16 protein-coding genes are annotated in these 22025 nt (G+C 63.8%); 15 read left to right on the top strand and 1 reads right to left on the bottom strand.

Annotated elements, in window-relative coordinates; translation table 11 throughout:
• Nucleotides 1-15: 15 nt before the first annotated feature.
• From LQD11_RS13175 to LQD11_RS13105, 15 genes are all read left to right on the top strand, one after another.
• Nucleotides 16-279 carry a BrnT family toxin gene (locus LQD11_RS13175; RefSeq protein ID WP_238617956.1) on the top strand — a complete coding sequence of 88 codons (264 nt, stop codon included), beginning with the start codon at nucleotides 16-18 and terminating at the stop codon, nucleotides 277-279.
• Nucleotides 269-508, top strand: a complete 240-nt coding sequence (gene brnA / locus LQD11_RS13170) for a type II toxin-antitoxin system BrnA family antitoxin (protein WP_238617955.1) — start codon at nucleotides 269-271, stop codon at nucleotides 506-508. Before LQD11_RS13175 ends, brnA begins: the two co-directional genes overlap by 11 nt.
• On the top strand, nucleotides 505-4179 hold the full coding sequence (pglX, locus tag LQD11_RS13165; RefSeq protein WP_238617954.1) for a BREX-2 system adenine-specific DNA-methyltransferase PglX: 3675 nt from the start codon (nucleotides 505-507) through the stop codon (nucleotides 4177-4179). The genes brnA and pglX overlap by 4 nt, the downstream gene beginning before the upstream one ends.
• Nucleotides 4180-4285: 106 nt before the next feature.
• The gene (locus tag LQD11_RS13160) at nucleotides 4286-5479 is read left to right on the top strand and encodes an AAA family ATPase (RefSeq protein WP_238617953.1); all 1194 of its coding nucleotides are present in this window, start codon (nucleotides 4286-4288) and stop codon (nucleotides 5477-5479) included.
• A 137-nt stretch (nucleotides 5480-5616) separates the two neighbouring features.
• Nucleotides 5617-6009, top strand: coding sequence for a hypothetical protein (locus LQD11_RS13155; protein ID WP_238617952.1), 393 nt, complete (start codon nucleotides 5617-5619; stop codon nucleotides 6007-6009).
• Nucleotides 6010-6105: 96 nt separating this feature from the next.
• Nucleotides 6106-9792, top strand: a complete 3687-nt coding sequence (locus LQD11_RS13150) for a BREX-2 system ATPase PglY family protein (protein ID WP_238617951.1) — start codon at nucleotides 6106-6108, stop codon at nucleotides 9790-9792.
• Entirely contained in the window at nucleotides 9782-12538 is a 2757-nt protein-coding gene (gene pglZ / locus LQD11_RS13145; RefSeq protein WP_238617950.1) for a BREX-2 system phosphatase PglZ, read from the top strand. Before LQD11_RS13150 ends, pglZ begins: the two co-directional genes overlap by 11 nt.
• Nucleotides 12535-13854: a BREX system ATP-binding protein BrxD gene (gene brxD, locus LQD11_RS13140; RefSeq protein WP_238617949.1), complete on the top strand. Its 1320-nt coding sequence runs from the start codon at nucleotides 12535-12537 to the stop codon at nucleotides 13852-13854. The genes pglZ and brxD overlap by 4 nt, the downstream gene beginning before the upstream one ends.
• Nucleotides 13851-15953: a DEAD/DEAH box helicase gene (locus LQD11_RS13135; RefSeq protein WP_238617948.1), complete on the top strand. Its 2103-nt coding sequence runs from the start codon at nucleotides 13851-13853 to the stop codon at nucleotides 15951-15953. Before brxD ends, LQD11_RS13135 begins: the two co-directional genes overlap by 4 nt.
• A 114-nt stretch (nucleotides 15954-16067) precedes the next feature.
• Nucleotides 16068-16451: a DUF6394 family protein gene (locus LQD11_RS13130; protein ID WP_238617947.1), complete on the top strand. Its 384-nt coding sequence runs from the start codon at nucleotides 16068-16070 to the stop codon at nucleotides 16449-16451.
• Between the two features lie 20 nt (nucleotides 16452-16471).
• A complete protein-coding gene (locus LQD11_RS13125; RefSeq protein WP_238617946.1) occupies nucleotides 16472-18196 on the top strand; it encodes a potassium channel family protein in 1725 nt (574 codons plus the stop codon).
• 34 nt (nucleotides 18197-18230) lie between these two features.
• Nucleotides 18231-18611: a YajD family HNH nuclease gene (locus tag LQD11_RS13120; RefSeq protein WP_008932875.1), complete on the top strand. Its 381-nt coding sequence runs from the start codon at nucleotides 18231-18233 to the stop codon at nucleotides 18609-18611.
• 99 nt (nucleotides 18612-18710) lie between these two features.
• Nucleotides 18711-18872, top strand: a complete 162-nt coding sequence (locus LQD11_RS13115) for a hypothetical protein (protein ID WP_200175264.1) — start codon at nucleotides 18711-18713, stop codon at nucleotides 18870-18872.
• A gap of 46 nt (nucleotides 18873-18918) precedes the next feature.
• A complete protein-coding gene (locus LQD11_RS13110; RefSeq protein WP_238617945.1) occupies nucleotides 18919-19830 on the top strand; it encodes a TIGR01777 family oxidoreductase in 912 nt (303 codons plus the stop codon).
• A 20-nt stretch (nucleotides 19831-19850) separates the two neighbouring features.
• Complete coding sequence (locus tag LQD11_RS13105) at nucleotides 19851-20306, top strand: hypothetical protein (protein ID WP_238617944.1); 456 nt, start codon at nucleotides 19851-19853, stop codon at nucleotides 20304-20306.
• Nucleotides 20307-20370: 64 nt separating this feature from the next.
• Here the strand turns inward: LQD11_RS13105 and LQD11_RS13100 are convergent, their stop codons facing one another.
• On the bottom strand, nucleotides 20371-21885 hold the full coding sequence (locus LQD11_RS13100) for a fumarate hydratase (RefSeq protein WP_238617943.1): 1515 nt from the start codon (nucleotides 21883-21885) through the stop codon (nucleotides 20371-20373).
• Nucleotides 21886-22025: the final 140 nt, after the last annotated feature.

Genomic DNA, 22025 nt, shown 5'->3' with positions numbered 1-22025 from the left:
GAATAATTAATACTCATGTGTGAGTTTGAATTCGACGAGAACAAGAGCAACGCCAATTTGCAAAAGCACGGCATCGACTTCGAAGCGGCTCAGGCGCTTTGGCGAGATCCATATCTCCTGGAAATAAAAGCAAAATCCGAGGGAGAGGCACGATTTGTTCTTATCGGCATGATCGACGCTAAGCATTGGTCAGCTGTTGTGACATACCGGGAGGGGCGTATCCGTCTGATTTCAGTCAGGCGTTCCCGCAAAACAGAGGTGGACTTGTATGAAGCCTAAGGATTTTGAAAAAAAATTCGATGATGGCCAAGAGGATATCCTTGATGACCTGGAGCTTTCCACCGCGCGTCGCGTGAATCTGGAGCAAAAGAGAATCAACGTGGACTTTCCGGCATGGGTGGTTGATTCGTTGGACCGGGAGGCGGCACGAGTGGGTGTCACGCGGCAGTCAATCATAAAGGTGTGGCTTGTCGAGCGGCTGCAGGCAGAAGCGGCAAACAAGTCATGATCCACCCCCAGACCCTGCTCCAATCCCTGCAGCGGGCACTGCCCCCTATCGAGCAGGACATTGCCCAGTACCTGGAAAGCCAGCCCGAGCTGATCGCCCATCTGGAAGCGGAATACCAGAAGGTGGTGGAGGCCGGCCGGACCGCCGAGCATCCGGTGGCCTGGCGGGACGCCCAGATCACCCAGGCCGCCGTGGCCTGGGTGATCACCTGCGTGTTCGTGCGCTTTCTGGAAGACAACCAACTGCTGGACGAGCCGCTGCTGGCCGGCCCGGTGGAGCGCGACGACGGCAGCCGCCCGCTGCAACTGGCCCGGGAGCGGCTCACCGCCTATTTCAATGAACACCCCACCCATGGGGAGCGGGAGTACCTGCTCAGCCTCTTTGAGGACCTGGCCCGCCAGCCGGTGCTGGATGCCCTGCTGGATCGACGCCATAACCCCCTGTGGCAGTTGCCTGTCTCCGCCGACGGGGCACGCTATCTGGTGGACTTCTTCCAGCGCATCGACCCGGAGACGGGGCAACTCATCCACGATTTCACCGACCCGGATTGGGACACCCGCTTCCTGGGCGACCTCTACCAGGACCTGTCCGAATCCGTGCGCAAGCGCTACGCCTTGCTGCAGACCCCGGAATTCGTGGAAGCCTTCATCCTGGATTACACCCTGGAGCGGGCCTTGGAGGACTTCAGCCTCAAGGACCTGCGGCTGATCGATCCGACTTGTGGATCGGGGCATTTTCTGCTCACCGCCTTCGAGCGCCTGTTCGATGCCTGGCAGCGGAGGGAAGCCCATACCAACACCCGCCACTTGGCCCAGCGCGCCCTGGACGCGGTGCATGGGGTGGACATCAACCCCTATGCCATCGCCATCGCCCGTTTCCGCCTGCTCATCGCCGCCATGAAGGCCTCGGGCACGGCACGGCTGCATCAGGCCCCGGACTTTCATTTCAACCTGGCGGTAGGGGATTCCCTGCTCCATGGCCGGCGCCATGAAAAGATCGGTGGTGGCATCCAGCAGGACATGCTGGATCAGGACGATGCCCTGCGCCATGTGCTGGAGTCGGAGGACCTGGCCCTGCTGGAGCGCATCCTGGGGCAGACCTATCACGTGGTGGTGGGCAATCCCCCCTATATCACCGTGAAGGACAAGGCCCTCAACGAGGCCTACCGGGGGCGCTATGCCACTTGCCATCGCCAGTATTCCCTGGGGGTGCCCTTCACCGAACGCTTTTTCGACCTCACCCTGCCGGCCCAGGGGAACCAGAGTGCCGGTTATCTTGGCATGATCACCGCCAACAGCTTCATGAAGCGGGAATTCGGCAAGAAGCTGATCGAAAACTACCTGCCCCGCAAGGATCTGACCCATGTGATCGACACCTCCGGGGCCTACATCCCCGGCCACGGCACGCCCACCGTGATCCTGTTTGCAAGGCATCAGGCGCCCAGCGCACCGACTCTACGGGCCGTGCTGGGGATACGAGGCGAGCCGAAAACCCCCGAAGACGCGGCCCAGGGACGGGTATGGCGCTCCATCGTGGAGCTATTGGAGCGGCCGGGGAGCGAGAACGAGTTTGTCAGTGTGGTGGATCAGGCGCGGGCGTCGTATGGGACGCATCCCTGGAGTGTGGGGGGCGGGGGTGCTACGGAACTAAAGGAGTATTTGGAGCAGGAGGCTGAGACTTCTTTAGGAGATGTTGCTGAATCCCCCATTGGTCGTGCTGTGCGAATCGCCGGGGAAGAAATCTTCATGTTTTCTGCCGTGAGAAAGCGTCAGAGCATGATTGATGAAAAAGAGTTTCGTGGGTTTCTCATTGGCGAGCAAGTGCGTGATTGGTCCAATGTTCATGATACCTGGGTTTGGTATCCCTATACCGAGCGATCCTCGCAATCAAGGATGCTGGATCACCTATGGACCTGGCGTAAGACCTTGGCGGGCCGAAAAACTTTTCAAGGTGTGATGGCCGATGCTGGGTTGAGATGGTTTGATTATATGCAGCACACAGCCTCAGCATACAAAACTCCCCTCTCCCTCACCTTCGCCTTCGTCGCCACCCACAACCACTTCGTCCTCGACCGGGGCGGCATGGTGTTCAAGCAGTCCGCGCCGGTCATCAAGCTGCCCGAAGGTGCCACGGAAGATGAGCACCTGACCCTGCTCGGATTGCTGAACAGTTCAGTCGGAATGTTTTGGATGAGGCAGGTTTTTCACGGCAAAGGGCAGGGGGGTATTGGTCAGGAAAGTCGAGCTGAATGGGAAGAGTTCCGTGAATTTACAGGCACGGGACTCAAGAAATTTCCGATTGCAATTATTTCTGCTGAAGAGGTCTTGGTGATGTCCAGAGAACTGGACCACCTCGCCCAACAACAATCCACCGTCGGCCCGGAGCAGGTCCTCTCCCGGCACGAAACCGATGTCAAGGCCGCCCTCACCGACGCCCAATCCCAGGACGAGCACCTCTGGCACCAGATGATCGCCCTTCAGGAAGAACTGGACTGGCACTGCTACCGGCTCTACGGCCTCATGGACGAAGACCTGCGTTACGCGGGCACGCCGCCCCCCGTGCGTCTGGGCGAGCGCCCCTTCGAGATCCATCTGGCCCGCCGCATGGCCGCCGGGGAGGTCCAGTCCACCTGGTTTCAGCGCCACGGCAGCACGCCCATCACCGAGATTCCCGACCACTGGCCGGCGGACTACCGGGATCAGGTGGCGCGCCGTCTGGAGGCCATCGAGCACCACCGCTGGATCACCCTGGTGGAACAGCCCGAATACAAGCGCCGCTGGAACCGGGAGCCCTGGGACAAGCGGCAGGAACGGGCCACGCGCCAATGGCTGCTGGACCGCCTGGAAACCCAACTGCGCACCCAGGAGGCCGCGCTCATCACCTGCGCCCAACTGGCGGACCAGATGCGCACCGATGACGCCTTCACGGCGGTCGCCACCCTCCATACCGGCCATGACCTGTTTGACCTCCAGGCCCTCGTGAGTGATCTGGTGGCCGGGGATCAGGTGCCCCAGATGGCCGCCGCCCGTCTCAAGCCCGCCGCCATGAAGATCTTCCGTGCCTGGCAGGATACCTGGGACAAACAGCGCCAGGAGGATGCCATCGACGCCCGCCACGGCGTGGCCGAACCGCTGAGCCCGGAGGCGGAGCAGGATGCCCAACAGCGGGCCGCCCACGCCGCCGCCCGGCAGCGGGCCGAGGCCGACAAGGCCCGGGAGATCGGCCCCATTCCGGTGCCCCCCAAATACAAGTCGACGGATTTTCGCCAGAGCAGTTACTGGACCCTGCGGGGCAAGCTGGACGTACCCAAGGAGCGTTTTTTCAGCCTGCCCGGCTGTGAAAAGCCCGGTGATGCCACCCTGGTCATCGGCTGGGCCGGGCTGGATCACCTGCAACGTGCCCAGGCCATCGCCCACTGGTATGTGGATCGCAAGGAAACAGACGGCTGGGACGCCCCCCGGCTCCTGCCCATGCTGGTGGCCCTGGAGGAACTCATCCCCTGGCTCAAGCAATGGCACAACGACCTGCACCCGGAATACGGCGAACGCATGGGGGATTTCTACGAGCAGTTCCTGCTGGAAGAACTGCGCGCCCTGGAACTCACCCGGGAAGACCTGCACCACTGGCAGCCCGCCGCCACCCGCCGGGGCCGTCAGGGCAGGAGGGGATGATCGGCCGGGTTCCGGCGGTGGGTGTCTGGTATCTGGGGCAGTTCGACGTTGTCTGAATAGTCGTTTTGGGTCATTATCAACAGAAATTTGTTGGAAATGGCCTGAAATGATACGCAGCCTGCGGTTTTACAACTTCTATTCCTTTCTGGATGAGGCCGAAGTTTCCTTTCGGGTGGGGCGGCAACCTGCGCCTTCGGGATACGATCTGTCACTGGCAGATGGTTCCCGTGGCAACAAGGTGATCGCTGTGTTGGGGCCTAATGGCTCCGGCAAGACGCAGTTCCTCAAGCCCTTCGCCTTCCTGAGCTGGTTTGTAGCGGAATCCTACCTGCGTTCCGAGCCGGGCGACCCGGTTCCGTTTCAACCGCACGCATTTGCGGCCGACAAGCCCACCGGGTTTGAGCTGGAATTTGACCTTGAGGGTGAACAGTACCGATATCGTCTGGAGGTCAATCGGGATCACGTGCTTCATGAGTCCTTGCATCGTCGGACGAGCCGCACCTTCAGCTATGTGTTTGTCAGGGAACGTATCGGGGACGGGTACGAGCTCAAGCAGAAGCGGTTTGGTTTTCCAGTCCGGGGCAAGGATACCCTGCGGGAAAACAGTTCAATCATCGCCGTCGCCCATGTGCATGATGTGCCGCTCGCGGCGCGCATGGTGCGGTATTTCCGGGCCTTTTCGCACAATCTGCATGTCAGTGGGCGGAACCATTTCGAGCCGGGTCGGCTTTTTCAAAGCGCCCGCTTTTTTCATGACCACCCGGATCTGAGTCAGCGCGCGAATCAACTGCTCTGTGAAATGGATCTGGGGTTGGACGCTGTGGAGCTGGAGGCGGTCCAGATAAGAAGGGAGTCAGAAGTGCCTGGCAAGGAGGAGGAGGCCTTTATTCCCATGGGGATTCACCGTGCGGCTGAAGGTCGGTTCAAGCTGAGTTTTTTTGATGAATCCAGTGGCACGCAGGCAGCGTATGTGTTGCTGGAATCCATCCTTCCTGTCCTTGCCAAAGGTGGGGTGGCGATCGTGGATGAGTTGGACAATGATCTGCATCCACATATGCTGGAGCCAATCCTTGATATGTTTCGGCATGAGCATCACAACCCTCACGCCGCGCAGCTGATCTTTTCCTGTCACACGCCTGAAGTGCTCAATCTACTGGCCAAACACCAGGTCTATCTGACCGAGAAAAAAGACTTGAAAAGCGAGGCATGGCGTCTTGATGATGTCACCGGGCTTCGTGCGGACGACAACCTGTATGGTAAATATCATTCAGGTGCGCTAGGCGCAATTCCGGATTTTTGAGGATCACGATGCCGAGGAAACGGGCAAGCCTGCGCTCAACCCTGCGCACAATTTTGTTGGTGGGGGAGGGTCCCCATGACCAAGCATTTCTCCAGCATATGAAATCTCTTTATGTTGAGCGAAAGGGAGGTGTCCGGGTGACCGTGAAAGCCGCCGATGGCGGGGGACCTGGGAAAATCATTGATGCAGTGTGTCGGCGCTATTCGCCGCGGGATTTTGATCAAGTCTTCATCCTGATGGATGAAGATGTGCCGATTTCACAGAATGCTTACGATAAGGCACGGAAGAATAATATTAGCGTGTTGTCATCAACACCGTATTGCCTGGAGGGTATGCTTCTGGACATCACGGGCCAGCCCGTTGGGGAGGACTCCAGGCAGTGCAAGAAACGACTGCAGGAGCAGCTTGCAGGCCCGCCAACGGCGCATGAAAGTTACGCCCGGCTCTTGACCCGGGAGCGACTGGATGGGGCTGGCCACCCCACGATCGAGGGCTTGCGCAACGCACTGCTTGGATCGTCGGCATTTTGATCCGATTCGCAAGCCGTTGAGGCCTTCCCGCACTGGATTTGGGTTGTATGCGGGTTATCATGGGCACTTTTCGCCAAGCCAAAAGGAATGCCTCCGATGCCCTTGATGAAAGCGCTGATCCACATCCCGGAGCGGGTGCAGCGGGGCGACTTCGTGCTCAACCTGTCCCACGGCCTGGAAGGGGAGGCCGTGCAGCAGACCCTGGATCAGTATGTGGTGACGCCGCAACTGGTTAAGGCCTTTGACGACGCCCTGAGCTTCATCAAGAGCACCGTGGTGGGTGGCCAGAACCGCCAGAAGGGGGCCTATCTCCACGGCAGCTTCGGTAGCGGCAAATCCCACTTCATGGCCGTCGCCCACCTGCTGATGCAGGGGCACCCCGATGCCCGGGCCATCCCCGAACTGGCGCCCGTGGTCAGTCGGCATGATGACTGGCTGCAGCGGCAAAACATCCTGCTGGTGCCCTACCACATGATCGGTGCCCCCAGCATCGAGGCGGGCATCCTGGGGGGGTATGTGCGCCACATCCAGCGCCACCATCCCGAGGCCCCCCAACCCGGCTTTTATCTCAGCGATCGCCTCTTCCGCGATGCCCAGAACATGCGCGAGCAAATGGGGGACGAACGGTTCTTCGCTGTGCTCAATCAGGGTGCCGGGGGTTCCGCGGGTGATGATGAGTGGGGGGACCTGGCCCAGGGTTGGGATGCGGTGAGCTTTGATGCCGTGCTCCAGGGGCGCACCGATGATGAAGAAAAGGCCCGCTTGGTGGGCGATCTGGTGGGCACCCTGTTCCGGTCCGTGGCGGATGTGGCCAATAGCCAGGCAGGCGGGTATGTGGGGTTCGACGAAGGGCTTCGCATCATGACCCAGCATGCCAAGGGGCTGGGCTACGATGCCGTGGTGCTGTTCCTGGATGAACTGATCCTTTGGCTGGCCAGCCATATCGCCGATCAGCAGTTCATTGCCCACAACATCCAGAAGGTGGTCAAGCTGGTGGAACCCAGTGAGTCCAGGGCCCTGCCCATGGCCGCGTTCATCGCCCGGCAGCGGGATCTGCGAGAGTTTGTGGGGGATCAGTACACCGGCACCGACCAGGTGGTGCTCAGCGACGCCCTCAAATATTGGGAAGGGCGCTTTCACACCATCACCCTGGAAGATCGTAACCTGCCGGTGATTGCCCAGCGCCGGCTCCTGCGGCCCCGGGACGAGTCGGCCCGCCAGCAGATCCAGGCGGCCTTTGACACGATCGACAAGGGCCTGCGGGACGAGGTGTACACACTGCTGCTCACCACCCAGGGGGATCGGGACATGTTCCGTGACCTGTATCCCTTCAGCCCGGCCCTGGTGCAGGCCCTGGTGGCCCTGTCATCGGCCCTGCAGCGGGAGCGGACGGCCCTCAAGGTGATGTTGATGCTGCTGGTGCACCAGCGCGAGACCCTGCAACTGGGGGGCGTGATCCCGGTGGGAGATCTGTACGATGTGATCGCCTCCGACGCGGAACCCTTTTCCGAGCAGATGCGCGCCCATTTCGACAATGCCCGGCAATTGCTGGAGCGCAAGCTGCTGCCCCTGCTGGAGGGGGAACACGGCATGTCCTGGCAGGACGTGGAGGCCCTGCCCGAGGACGCGCCCCGCCGCCGGGCCTTCAACACTGATCTGCGACTGCTCAAGACCCTGCTGCTGGCGGCCCTGGTGCCCGAGGTGGAGAGCTTCAAGCAGCTCACCGCCAATAAGCTGGCGGCACTCAACCACGGCACCATCAAATCGCCCATCCCCGGTCAGGAAGGCCGCACGGTGGCGGCCAAGTGCCGCAAGTGGGCAGGGCAGGTGGGCGAGATCAAGATCAGCGACGATGCCCAGCCCGTTATCGGCATCCAGCTCTCCGGCGTGGATACCCAGGGCATCCTGGAGCAGGCGCAGATCCACGATAATGACGGCGCCCGCCGCAAGCTGATCCAGGACATGATCTTTGAGGCCTTCGGCATTCAGGGGGATGGCCAGTTGTTCGTGGAACACAGTCTGCTGTGGCGGGGCACCCGCCGCACGGTGGAGGTGGCATTTCAGAACATCCGCGAGATCACGGACTTCAATACCTTTCAGGCCCGCGATCCAGACTGGAAGGTGATCATCGGCTTTCCCTTCGATGGGGATCATGCCCCCACCGATGCCCGTGCCCGCGTGCAGGTGTATGAAGCCCAGGGGCAGGGCACCCGGACCCTGTGCTGGATTCCGTGTTTTCTGAGCCAGGCGGCACAGCGGGATCTGGGGGTGCTGGTGCGCTTGGAGTATGTGCTCAAGAGTGATGACCGCTTTGCCTCCTTCAGCCGTTATCTGAGTCCGGTGGATCGCACCCAGGCCCGTACCCTGCTGGAGAATCAGCGTAGCCAGTTACGCCAGCGGCTCAGGGATTGCCTGCTGGGCGCCTACGGCGGTAGCGAGGCGATACCGGGCACTCTGGACGAGGCCCGTTCCCTGGATGAGCCGGTGATGTCCCTGGAGCCGGGATTCACGCCCCGTCTGCCCCATGGCGTCAATCTGCGCCAGGCCTTCGAGCAACTGCTGGGACAGGCTTTGCGCTTTCAGTATCCCGACCATCCAGCATTCGAGACGGAGGTGCGGATCAATGATCTGGGCAAGGTGATGGGGGAACTGCGGCGGGCCATTCACGCCAATGGGCATCGCATTGATGTGGAGAGTGGGTTGCGTGCCCTGATGCGCCAGCTGGCTCAGCCCCTGAACCTGGGGGAGATGCACGAGCGACATTTCATCTTCAAGCCCGCCTGGCCCAACGAGTTGCGTCGCGAGCTGGCCCATGACGGCCAGGAGATGGATGCCCCCCTGACCGTGGCGCGCCTGCGGGCGGCCATGGACCGCCCCCGTCCCAGGGGACTGCCGGAGGCGGTGCAGAACCTGCTGATCATGGTGTTCGTGGAGTACGGGCAATATGCCTGTCTTTTTCATGGCCAGGAATATGACCCGCAACTCAAGGATCTGCCCGACACCCTGGTGCTGGTCCAGCAGGAGCTGGCCGAGCCCGCCGTGTGGAAACAGGCCCTGGACAAGGCGGGGGCGCTGTTCGGGCTGACGCCCCATCCGCTGCGTACCGCCAATCATCAGAATGCGCTGGTCAAGTCCGTCCACGAGACCGCCCAGGCCGGCATCGGGGCCGCCGATGAACTGGTGAATGTGCTGGCCGCTCAGTTGCAGCAACTGGGGCAGCCCTTGACGGGGCATCGTTTCCGCACCGCCGAACATGCCCGGGATCTGCTGGAGGCGTTGAGTCGCCTGGATGGCGTCGCCCTGGTGAATCGACTGGCCGATGTGCAGGCGCCCAGTTCGGATCAGGCCCTGGGCCGGAGCATCCATTCCGCCGGTGCCGTGACCCAGTTGCTGCAGAACAACAATTGGTCCCTGCTCACCAAAATCTGGGAGAGCGGTCATCCGGGGGCCGTGGCGATCCGGGACCGGGTCTTCAAGGCCCTGGATGCCGATGAACTGGTGACGCCTCTGGCTCCGGTGCTGCGTCAGGCCCAGAAGGAGGCGACGGCCCTGATTGACCCGGCCATTCCGACGCCGTCGTTGGTGCCCGAGCCGCCTGTGTCACCCCCTGCGTGTCAGGATCAGCGAGTGGTGAGACAGGCGGCCCGCACGGGACTGACCCGCCGTCAGGCGCGGGAGGTCTTTGCCCAGATCGAGCAGTCTCTGGGTGAGCACCACACCCTGGATCTGACCTGGACCATCAGCACCACCGACCCCCAGCGGAGCGGCCGGGATGGTGACTGATCCGGTGGGCGAGGCAGCCCTGGTGCCACGGGTCGTGGTGACCCAGTTGCAGGCTATCTTCGAGCGTGCTCCCCTGGCGGATCGGGTGGCCCTGGTCTGGCCCGCTCCCCTGGTGCCCGACTGCGTGGTGCTGCAGGTGGGCAAGCAGACGGTGAAGCTGGTCCATTGCCCTTCGGAACTCGCCCTGCGGGAGCAATTGATCAATCACCGTGGACCGGAGCGGCTGGTGCTGCTGTCGGCATTGCACCAGGGGCAACTGGGCAAGGATGTGCTGGCCCGTCTCTGGGGGCATGAGCCTCAGCAGATCAGTCCCTGGCGAACGCTGCAGCAGCTGATCCGGGTGCGGGAAATCGACCCCCGTCTGTCCCGCCGCCAAGGACGCTGGATGGCCGAGGCCTTGTTGAATTGCCATGAGCAGTATCGGGAAGCCATGGATTTCGGCGAGGTCCTGGACCTGGAGACGGCCTGGCTGGCCCTGGCCCGGGGCTATCTGGACTACCGTCATCCGGCCTTGGCGTTGCCCTATCTGTTCCGCTGGTCGTTACAGGCGGATGTGGAGCATCACCTGCGGGTGCTGGACCCGGACGTGCGGGAGCATCTGGGCGAGTGGTTCCATGCCGCGTTGCCGCTGACCGGGACCGTGGTCACCGCCCTGTTCACCGCCGGTCACGGCCAGGATCTGCTGGCGGTGGGGCTGGCCATGGCGGTGATCCATGATCCGGAACTGGAGGCGGGGGACAGGGTGTCTGCCGCGGATCTGCATGCCAGTCGCGGGCGTTTCGTGGAGCGTTACCTGGGCGGGGAGAGGCTTGATGGCCGGGCCATTGCCCAGTTCGGCGTCCATGCCCTCGAAACCACCCGTGGGTTGCTGGATGAAGGGGGAATTCGGGCCGTCGGCGGCACTCTGGACAAGGCGGAGCAGATTCTGGCCAGTCTGGATCTGGCACCGATCCTGATCACCTCGGATCTGTTGCCGGGGGGCTGGCGCCAGCGGTTACAGGCCTTTGCCCAGGCCCTGCGGACGGATCTCCGACGGGGCAACTGCCAGGACACCCAGGCCGCCTGGGAGGCACTGGCGCGCCATGGGCTGGCCCGGTGGTCCCATCGGCAGGTACAGCTGGAACGGGCGAGGATGGCCCTGCGTCTGGTGCGCTGGCTGGCCCAGGGCGATCAGGAGGCCGCCGACACCCCGGCCCAGGCCGTGCGCCACTACATGGCCGAGGGCAGTTTCGTGGACTGGGCACGCAGCCAGATGTGGACCGGAGAGGATGACGAGGCGCTGAATCAGGCCTATGGGGATCTGCTCCAGGCGGTGACGAGCCGCCGTGAACGCCGCAACCGGGAGTTTGCCGCCCATCTGCCCGCCATTGCCCGGGGGGATGCCCTGCCGGCGGGAATCTGGCCGGTGGAGGCGGCGCTGGAGACACTGGTGGCCCCCCTGGCCCAGTCCAGGCCGGTATTGCTGCTGGTGCTGGATGGCATGAGTGCCGCGGTGTATCGGGAAATTCAGGAAGACCTGCAGGCCCATGGCTGGATCGAGGTGAGTGACACCCCCGATCAGCCCGCACGGGCCTTGATCGCGGCCCTGCCTTCCATCACCCGGGTCAGTCGCTGTGCGCTGTTGTCCGGTGCGTTGCGCAGTGGAGAGTCGGTCGATGAAAGACAGGCCTTCGAAAATCATCCGGCATTGAAAAAGGTGTCCTCCACCCGATATCCCCCCCGATTGTTGCACAAGCAGGCGCTGCAGCAGCCGGGCAGCGGGGCCTTGGCATCCGAGGCACGGGCCCTGCTGGCCGGCACCGAACACCGGGTCACGGCGGTGGTGATCAATGCCATCGACGATCAGCTCTCCAGCAGCGCCCAGGTGAGCGTGGCCTGGAACCTGCAGTCCATCTCCCTGTTGCGTCAGGTGCTGGGGGCGGCCCGGGAGGGGGAGCGTGCCGTCATCATCACCAGTGACCACGGCCATGTGCTGGATCATGATTCCAGTTTCCTGCAGGCAGACACCCCCGGCGGTGAACGCTATCGCCCGGAGGTGGAGGTGCCGGCCGAATCCGAACGGATGCTGGAAGGCCCGCGGGTGCTCATGCCGGGGCAGCGTGTGGTGGTGCCCTGGAGCGAGAAGCCCCGTTACACCCGCGCCCGGAGCCGGGGTTATCACGGGGGGGGAAGTCTGCAGGAGGTGGTGATCCCGCTGGGTGTCTACATCAGTGCGAGCGACGCTCAGGGCCTGGCGGGCTGGACGGAGTTGCCCGGTTCGGTGCCCGGGTGGTGGCTGGCCGGGCCGGCGACGGCATCTGCGGCAACGCCGGTGCCGGACGTCGAGCCTGCCCGTCGGCGTGGTCGCGCCCAGCCGCCGGCGAAGGCGGCCGGGCAGGGTGATCTGTTCGCGGTCGCCGACGCCGACGCCAGCGCACCCGTGCCGGCTCCAGCGGACGACCCCGACTGGCTCGAAGCCTTGTTCCGCTCGCCGGTCTATGTCCAGACCCGCTCTCGCGCGGGCCGGGCCGGCGTCACCGAGGCACAGCTTCGTGCATTGCTGGCCTTGCTCCATGAGAGCGGCGGCGTGGCCATGGAGGCCACCGTGGCCCAGCGCCTGGAGATACCCTCCATTCGCCTGCGCGGGTTTTTGTCATCGGCGCAGAAACTGCTGAACGTGGATGGTTATCCGGTGCTGACCGTGCAGCGCGAGGCGCAAACCGTGCGCCTGAACCTGACGGATCTGAAGGGGCAGTTCGAGCTATGACGGTCAGTGCGCAAAGACGCCGGGATATCATCGACGCCCTGCGCCGGGGCACGGTCCCGCAGTACGGGCTGGATGCGCTGGCGGTGGGGCTGGAGCCGTTCCAGGCGACCTTTGACGAGGAAATGGACAAGGTGGCCGGCGGCAGCGCGGCGTTCAAGGCGGTGCGGGGGGAGTACGGCAGCGGCAAGACCTTCATCACCCGCTGGCTGAGGGAACGTGCCCATGGACTGGGATTCGCCTGTGCCGAAGTGCAGGTGTCCGAGACCGAAACGCCATTGCATCGCCTGGAGACCGTGTATCGACGCCTCATGGAGCGGTTGACCACGTCGGATTGTCCCAACGGCGCCTTTCGCAACGTGGTGGAATCCTGGTTCTATACCCTGGAGGAGGATGTCCTGGCTCAGTCGGACGTCGATCCTGAAGACGGGGCGGCTCTGGTGGCGGCCACCGATGCCTTGATGGAGAAGCGTCTGGGCGAAGTGGTGCGGTCGGCACCGGCGTTTTCGCTGACCCTGCGAGCCTATCGCCAGGCCCTGCTGGAGGGGCGGGAGGAGATTGCCGACGGGCTGCTGGCCTGGATGGCCGGTCAACCCAATATTTCCGCCGCCATCAAGCGTTACGCCCGCATCAAGGGCGATATCGACCATTTCGGTGCCCTGAGCTTTCTGCAGGGCATTCTCACCATCCTGAAGGATTCCGGTCATCCCGGGATGCTGCTGGTGCTGGATGAGGTGGAAACCCTGCAACGCATGCGGGGCGATGCCCGGGACAAGAGCCTGAATGCCCTGCGGCAACTGATGGACGAGGTGGATGCGGGCCGTTTCCCGGGGCTGTATCTGCTGATGACCGGAACGCCCGCCTTCTTCGAGGGGCCGATGGGGGTCCAGCGTCTGCCGCCCCTGGCCCAGCGTCTGGCCGTGGATTTCTCCACCGATGCCCGATTTGATAACCCCCGGGCGGTGCAGATCCGTCTCAAGGGGTTCGATACGGCGCAACTGGAGGCGGTGGGCACCAAGGTGCGGGATCTCTATGCCCGGGGCAGCCGGTGCCCGGAGCGAATCATGGCCCGGGTGGACGATGCCTATCTGGCCCTGCTGGCCCAGGCGGTGACCGGTGATCTGGGCGGGCGCGTGGGCATTGCGCCGCGGCTCTTTCTCAAAAAGCTGGTGGGCGAGGTGCTTGACCGCGTCGATCAGTTTGAGGATTTCGATCCGCGTCGGGACTATGCCCTGACCCTATCGGACCATGAGATGACTCCGCTGGAACGGGCTGCCCGCGCAGCCACCCGCGTGGATGACATCGAGCTGGATCCATGACCGCCTTTGACCGGCTGCACCCGGCGCTGCAGCATCACATCGCCAACAGCCTGGGCTGGCCGCGCCTGCGCCCGGTCCAGGAGGCCACCATCGATCCGGTCCTGGATGGGTCGCATGCGATCCTGCTGGCGCCCACCGCGGGCGGCAAGACCGAAGCGGCCTGTTTCCCCGTTTTTTCGCGCATGCTCACCGAACGCTGGGAGGGGGTGAGCGTTTTGTATGTGTGCCCCATCAAGGCCTTACTCAACAATCTGCTGCCCCGTCTTGAGCATTATGCGGGTCTGCTGGGTCGCCGGGTGGCCTTGTGGCATGGGGATGTGGGGGCCGCCCGGCGCGCCCGCATCGTCAGTGATCCGCCGGATATCCTGCTCACCACCCCGGAATCCCTGGAGGCCATCCTGGTCTCCGCCCGGGTGGATCATCGGCGGCTGCTGGGGCAGGCGAGGGTGGTCATCATCGATGAGGTGCATGCCTTTGCCGGGGACGACCGGGGTTGGCATCTGCTGGCGGTGCTGGAGCGCCTGTCGCGGATCGCCGGGCGGGAGATCCAGCGCCTGGGACTGTCGGCCACGGTGGGTAATCCCGAGGCGCTGGCGCAGTGGCTGGCCGGTGGGCAGCAGCACTCCTGCCATGTGATCGATCCACCGGCTCCGGTCACGGTGGAGACCCAGGTGGAACTGGACTGGGTGGGATCGCTGGAGAACGCGGCCCTGGTGATCTCGCGTCTGTACCGTGGTGAGAAACGGCTGGTGTTCGTGGACAGTCGGGCCAGGGTGGAACAGATCGCCATGGAACTGCGTGGGCTGGGTGTGAACACTTTCGTGTCCCACAGCAGCCTGAGTCTGGAAGAGCGCCGGGCCTCGGAGGCGGCCTTTGCCCAGGGGCGGGACTGCGTGATCGTGGCCACCAGCACCCTGGAGCTGGGAATCGATGTGGGGGATCTGGATCGGGTGATTCAGGTGGATGCGCCCTGGACGGTGTCCTCGTTCTTGCAGCGTATCGGTCGTACCGGGCGTCGCCGGGGCAGCATCCGCAACTGCCTGTTTCTGGCCACGACGGAGGATGCCTTTCTGCGTGCACTGGGTCTGCTGCATCTTTGGCGGCAGGGCTATGTGGAGCCGGTCCAGCCGCCTGCCATGCCGCTGCATATCCATGCCCAGCAGATCATGGCGCTGGTGCTGCAGGAGCGGGGGGTGATCGCCGACGACATCCCGGTCTGGATCGGCGGCATGCCCGGTTTTGCGGCGATCGATCCCCGGCTGCGCCAGCGCCTGCTGGACGGCATGATCGAAACGGGCATCCTGCATTCGGATCAGGGCATGCTGGGCATCGGTCGACGGGGTGAGCAAACCTTTGGTCATCGGCACTTCATGGATCTGGTCTCGGTGTTCATCACTCCGCCCACGGTAAGGGTCCTGCATGGCAAACGGGAACTGGGGGAGGTGCATGAGCTCACCTTTGGCCTGAGCGACGAAGGCCCGGTCCTGCTCACCCTGGCCGGGCGCAACTGGATGACCCGCCATGTGGACTGGCCGCGACGGTGTGCCTATGTGGAACCCTGTGAGCTACGGGGTCGAGCCCAGTGGCTGAGTGTGGGGCAGCCCATGAATCTGTCGCTGTGTCAGGCCATCAAGCGGGTGCTGGCCGATGGGGATTTTCCACCGGATCTGAGCCGCCGTGCCCGGGAGCGACTGGCATCCCTGCAAGAGGAGTACGACTGGGTCGACGCGGAATCCACCTGCCTGATCATGGACGGTGAGGGGCACGCCACCTGGTGGACCTTTGCCGGTGCCGTCTGCAACGCCGCCCTGGCCCAGGCCTTGCGCCCACTGGCGGACCGGGTGACCGCCGACAATCTGGCCATCAGTTTTTCCAAGGTCTTCGACAGGGATGCCTTCAAGGATCGGCTGGCGCGACAGCTGGCCCAGGCCGGCGCCGAAGGTGTGCTCGTCCCCCTGGATGCCCGCTTCATCCAGGAACTCAAATTTGCCCAATGTCTGCCGCAGTCGATGATCGATGAGGAGATCCGGGCGCGATATCGGGTGGATGAGGCGCTTGCCCTGTTGCAGGGTCAGACGCTGGGTCTGCTGCGGATCTGAAGGGGAGGGGGCGGGTGTATCCACACCGAATTTGCGGTAAGTTGTATTCCACAGTTGTTGTCTGGCTCCGGTAGCTCGCCAGACCGGCACCCAATCCCACCACACCGGTGAACCATGTCCCTGGAAAAGGTCGTCTTCAGCTTCTTCATCCTTCTGGCCCTGACCCTGAACTTCGGCTTCGTCCTGGGGGAGTTCGACAACCCGGACCATCACCACAGCTATGAGCTGCTGGCGGTGATCGTGGTGAACCTCATCGCCACCGTGCTCAAGTTCGGTGACCGTACCCAGACCGGGGCGTTGCTGCTGGCCAGTTCGCTGGTGGCCGTGCTGCAGTTGCTGGTGGCCGGGGTGGTGTGGGCCTATGCGGCCCATGTCAGCGCCACGGGGCTGGATGCCGTCATGATGGCCAGCATCGTCTCCCTGGCGGCGGGCGCCCTGCTGGCCAACATCGTGTCGGTGGTCCTGGTCATCATCGACACCGTGAATCTGCGCCGCTAGTCCGGCGCCAGGGCGGCCCCATGAACAAGGTCATCTTCCTGTTCCTGCGGCGCATGCGCACCCCGTTGCTGGTGCTGATCGGGGCGTATACGGTGTCCGGTGTCGGTCTGTTGCTGATCCCGGGGGTGGACGACCAGGGCGAACCCTGGCGCATGAGCATCTTTCACGCCTTCTACTTTCTCAGCTATACCGCCACCACCACCGGTTTTGGCGAGGTGCCCTACGCCTTCACCGATGCCCAGCGGATGTGGGTCACCTTCAGCATCTATCTCACCATCGTCGCCTGGCTCTATGCCATCGGCAAGATCCTCACCCTGATCCAGGATCCAGCCTTCAAGCAGGCCCTCGGTTCCCAGGCCCTCGACCGCGCCGTGCGGCGCATGAAGGATCCGTTCTACATTGTCTGCGGTCATGGAGACACCGGCTCCATGCTGGTGCGGGCCATGGTGCAGCGGGGGCGTCATGCGGTGGTGATCGACTACGACCCGGATCGCATCAATGACCTGGAACTGGCGGACCTGACCCTGCATGTGCCGGGGCTGTTGGGGGATGCCAGCGTCTCGCGGCATCTCAAGGCCGCGGGGCTCCTGCATCCCCTGTGCCGGGGTGTGGTGGCCCTGACCGACGACGAGGAAGCCAATCTCAAGATCGCCATCACCAGCAAGCTGCTCAACCCGGAGTTGCCGGTGATCTGCCGCGCCCATACCCGGTCCACCGAGGACAACATGGCCTCCTTTGGCACCGATCACATCATCAACCCCTTCGATGCCTTTGGGGAGCGTCTTGGACTGGCCCTGCGCTCGCCCGGGCTGTATCTGTTGCGGGAATGGCTGACCAGCGTGCCCGGGTCTCCCCTGCAGGAGCCGGTGCATCCGCCGAAGGGTACCTGGATCCTGGTGGGGTTCGGGCGCTTCGGCAAGGCGGTGCGGCGGGCCATGGTGGCGCAAGGGCTGAGCACGGTGGTGATCGAGATCGACCCATCCCGGGCCGGATGCGATGGCCCCTGCGTGGAGGGGCGCGGCACCGAGGCGGACACCCTGCGCTTGGCGGGGATCGATCAGGCCGTGGGGCTGGTGGCCGGAACGGAGCAGGACACCAACAATCTTTCCGTGATCATGACGGCCCGGGATCTGAAGGCGGACCTGTTTATGGTCGCCCGCCAGAATCATTGCGACAATCAGGACCTGTTCGACGCGGCACGGCCGGCTCTGGTCATGCGCTCCAGCGAGATGATCGTGGAGTCCATCCTGGCCCACCTGGGCAATCCCCTGCTGGCCCGCTTTCTGGAACTGAGCCTGGGCCGGGGCGAGGCCTGGGCCAATGAACTCCTCAGCCGGATCAGCGGGGTGACGGACGAGCGGGTGCCCGAAGTCTGGCGGGTACACGTGACGGCCAGGGGGGCGCCTGCACTGCATGCCCTGATCCGGGAAGGCCATCCGGTCACTCTGGGGCGGCTGCTGGAGGCCGGTCAGGCCCGCTACGCGATTCTCAACTGCGTGCCCCTGATGCTTTGCCGGGAGGGAGAAGAGAGGCTGACGCCCTCGGAGGACACCCTCATCGAACAGGGCGACCGGCTCCTGCTCTGCGGCCGCCCCCGCGCCGCGGATTATCTACATCATCTGCTGCGGGATCAGCAGGCCCTGCGCTATCTTGTGACCGGTGACAATCGCCCGGACGGCTGGATCTGGCGTATGCTGGGCATGGGACGTCCCGAGCCGGCGGCAGGCCCGGATCGGGATCGCTGACGGCAGGGATTTTCAGGTTTTTTCGAGGTGTGAGATGGCGTCTAATTCATCCTCCAGACAACGTCTGGATCAGATCGTGGCCAACAGCCACAAGGAACAGGCGGCGCGGGAGCAGGGTTACCGGGCCAAGGCCCTGAAGATGTATCCCTGGGTCTGCGGACGTTGCGGGCGTACCTTCGATCACGGCAATGTCCGTGAACTGACGGTGCATCATCGGGATCACAATCACGACAACAATCCCCAGGATGGTTCCAACTGGGAACTGCTGTGCGTGTACTGCCACGACAACGAGCATCAGCGCCTGACCGAGGCCATGTCCGGTCATGGGGGCGGGGCGGGTGCCGGCGGCACGGGCAAGGAAGCCACCCATAACCCCTTCGCGGCCCTGGGGGATCTGCTCAAGGGCAAGGACTGAGGCACGCCCACCGGTTGACCGGGTGCGGTTCCCGGCGTAGTTTTTCAGACCATGGGGCGTGGCTCGCACCCGTGGCCCCCCAAGACCGGAGGACATACCGTGGAAGCCTCGACGTTCAAGATGTTTGAAGGCCTGCTGATCATCGGCGCGGTGGTGGCGTTTGCCATCTGGCAATTTGGCTCCCTGCGTCGGGATCGGGAGGAGCGGGACCGCCGCCGGGCCGAGGAACAGAAGACATCCGACAACCAAAAACAGGACTGACGGGGAAGCGTCCTGTCGGACCACTGACTGATCGAATGGAGAAGGCATGAAAATCCTCATCACCGGGGGCACTGGCTTTGTGGGGTCCCATCTGATCAGACGCCTGGTTTCCCAGGACTACGAATGTGTGGTGCTGACCCGCAATGTGTCCGGCGCCCGGCGCAGGCTCGGCACCGCCAGCTGTCGTTTCGTCCAGTGGGATACCCGTTCTCCCATACCCGAGGACGCCTTCGAGGGGGTGGACGGGGCGGTGAATCTGGTGGGGGAGAGCCTGGCCAGCCGCCGGTGGAGTCCCGAGCAGAAGAAACGCATCTTCAATTCGCGCATCGAACCCACCCGGCACCTGGTGGAAGGTCTCAACGAACATGCCCCCCAGTGCAAGGTGCTGGTCTCCGCCTCCGCCATCGGCTATTACCCGGTCAACCTGCCGGATCGTCTGACCGAGGACAGCGAGCCCGGTGACGGATTCCTGCCGGATATCTGCCGACAGTGGGAAGAGGAGGCCGGCCATCTCAACCCCCGCAGTCGTGTGGTGATCCTGCGCTTTGGCGTTGTGCTGGGGCGGGACGGCGGCGTGATCGCGAAACTGCTGCCGGTCTTCAAGATGGGACTGGGCGGCCCCGTTTCCGATGGCAGTCAGATCATGAGCTGGGTTCATCTGGAGGATGTGGTCGGTGTCATCACCCGTGCCCTGACCGATGACGCCATGTTCGGTGTCTACAATACGGTGGCGCCGGAGCCGGTGAGCAACCGGGAGTTCTCCAAGTCCCTGGGCCATGCCCTGGGTCGCCCCGCGGTGGTGGCGGCACCGGCCTTCATGCTGCGCACGGCCCTGGGCGAGATGTCCACGGTGGTGCTGGATTCCCAGACCATCGCCGGCGACAAGTTGCTGGAGGCGGGATACGAGTTCCAGTATCCGGACATCGACAAGGCCATGCACGAGATCGCATCCCGATGATTATCCGCCATTGGGACCCCATGGCAGTCCTGATCCTGGGACTGCCCATTGTCGCGTTGGTGGTCTACGGCAGCTTCTTCGTCCGGGAGTTTGTCGGCGGGCATGTGCCGCCCCTGGCCAGTCTGGCCGTGCTGCTGGTGCTGGTGGGCATGTTGATCACCTCCCTGTGGCGGTTGTCACCGGTGTCCGTCTATCGTTTCCAGCACTCGCCGGCCAGGGTCGATATCCAGCACTGGCGGCCCTTCGGGCGCAGCCAGTATCTGGAGCATGAGTTGGCCAGTGTGGAGCGCATCAGCATCGAGCGTTACCCCTTCAATCGGGGCCATCGCTATGTGGTCTGCCTGAACCTGCGGGATGGGCGCAAGGTCATCAACGGCATGCCCGACGCGGCATCGCCGCAACCCATCTACGATTTCGCGGTGCGGGTGGCGAGGTTCTACGGGCTGGCGGAAGGTCCGCCGCCGGATGCGCCGTAGCCAGGTCCCCCAACCCCTCTCCCAAAGGAGGGAGAGGGGCGTTTCGAGCGCTGCCGGGTGACTGTCAGCCTGCCACGACGGGGATCTTGCCGATGCGGCCGCGCCATTCCTTGGGTCCGGTCTCGTGCACCGAGGTGCCCCGGCTGTCCACCGCCACGGTCACGGGCATGTCCTTGACCTCGAACTCGTAGATGGCCTCCATACCCAGGTCCTCGAAGGCCACCACGCGGGAGGCCTGGATGGCCTTGGAAACCAGGTAGGCGGCACCCCCCACGGCCATGAGATAGACCGCCTGGTTGTCCTTGATGGCCTCAATGGCCGCCGGACCCCGTTCCGCCTTGCCCACCATGCCCAGCAGGCCGGTCTGTTCCAGCATCTGGCGGGTGAACTTGTCCATGCGGGTGGCGGTGGTGGGGCCGGCCGGTCCCATGACCTCATCCCGAACCGGGTCCACCGGGCCCACGTAGTAGATGAAGCGGTTGGCAAAATCCACCGGCAGGGGCTTGCCCTCGTCCAGCATCTGGGTGAGCCGCTTGTGGGCCGCATCCCGGCCGGTGAGCAGGCGGCCATTGAGCAGCAGCACGTCGCCCGGCTGCCAGCCGGCCACGTCTTCCCGGGTGATGGTGTCCAGGTTCACCCGCTTGCCCTTGGAGGCGTCGTACTCCAGTTGCGGCCAGTCTTCCAGGGAGGGCGGCGTCAGGACGGCGGGGCCGCTGCCGTCCAGGTGGAAATGCACATGGCGGGTGGCGGCGCAGTTGGGGATCATGGCCACGGGCAGGGAGGCCGCATGGGTGGGGTAATCCAGGATCTTCACGTCCAGCACCGTGGTCAGGCCGCCCAGCCCCTGAGCGCCGATGCCCAGGGCGTTGACCTTCTCGTACAGTTCCAGGCGCAGTGCTTCCACCCGGTTTTGCGGGCCGCGGGCGATCAGTTCATGGATGTCCACCGGGGCCATGAGGGATTCCTTGGCCAGCAGCATGGCCTTTTCCGGTGTGCCGCCGATGCCCAGGCCCAGGATGCCCGGCGGGCACCAGCCGGCGCCCATGGTGGGCACGGTCTTGAGCACCCAGTCGACGATGGAATCGGAGGGGTTGAGCATGGCCAGCTTGGACTTGTTCTCGGAACCGCCGCCCTTGGCGGCGCAGATCACTTCCACGTGATCTCCCGGCACGATCTCCATGTGCACCACCGCCGGGGTGTTGTCGCGGGAGTTCCGGCGGTCACCGGCCGGGTCCAGCAGCACCGAGGCCCGCAGGGTGTTGTCCGGGTGCTGGTAGGCCCGTCTGACCCCTTCGTCCACCATGGCCTGCAGGCTCATGTCCGCCTCCCAGCGCACGTCCATGCCTACCTTGAGGAAGACCAGGGCGATGCCGGTGTCCTGACAGATCGGGCGATGGCCTTCGGCGCACATGCGGGAGTTGATCAGGATCTGGGCCATGGCATCCCGGGCCGCGGGGGATGCCTCGCGCTCGTAGGCGGCGGTCAGGGCCTGGATGTAGTCCTGGGGATGGTAGTAGCTGATGAACTGGAAGGCATCGGCGATGCTCTGGATCAGGTCTTCCTGGCGGATGACGGACATGGAGAACTCCGGCAAGTGTCTGCGTTGAGCCGCGCATCTTATCCCGATGCGGTCCGCGCGTCATGTCTTGCCGCCGGATGAAACGCGCCGGCTGTCCTGATGCGGCGCGACATGGGACTTGAGCGTGTCCAATTCGCCCC

It is taken from the genome of Ectothiorhodospira shaposhnikovii (genome assembly GCF_022227765.1).
GTDB lineage: Bacteria > Pseudomonadota > Gammaproteobacteria > Ectothiorhodospirales > Ectothiorhodospiraceae > Ectothiorhodospira.
Note: the sequence above shows the minus strand (reverse complement) of the source record. Positions and strands in the feature narration are given on the sequence as shown.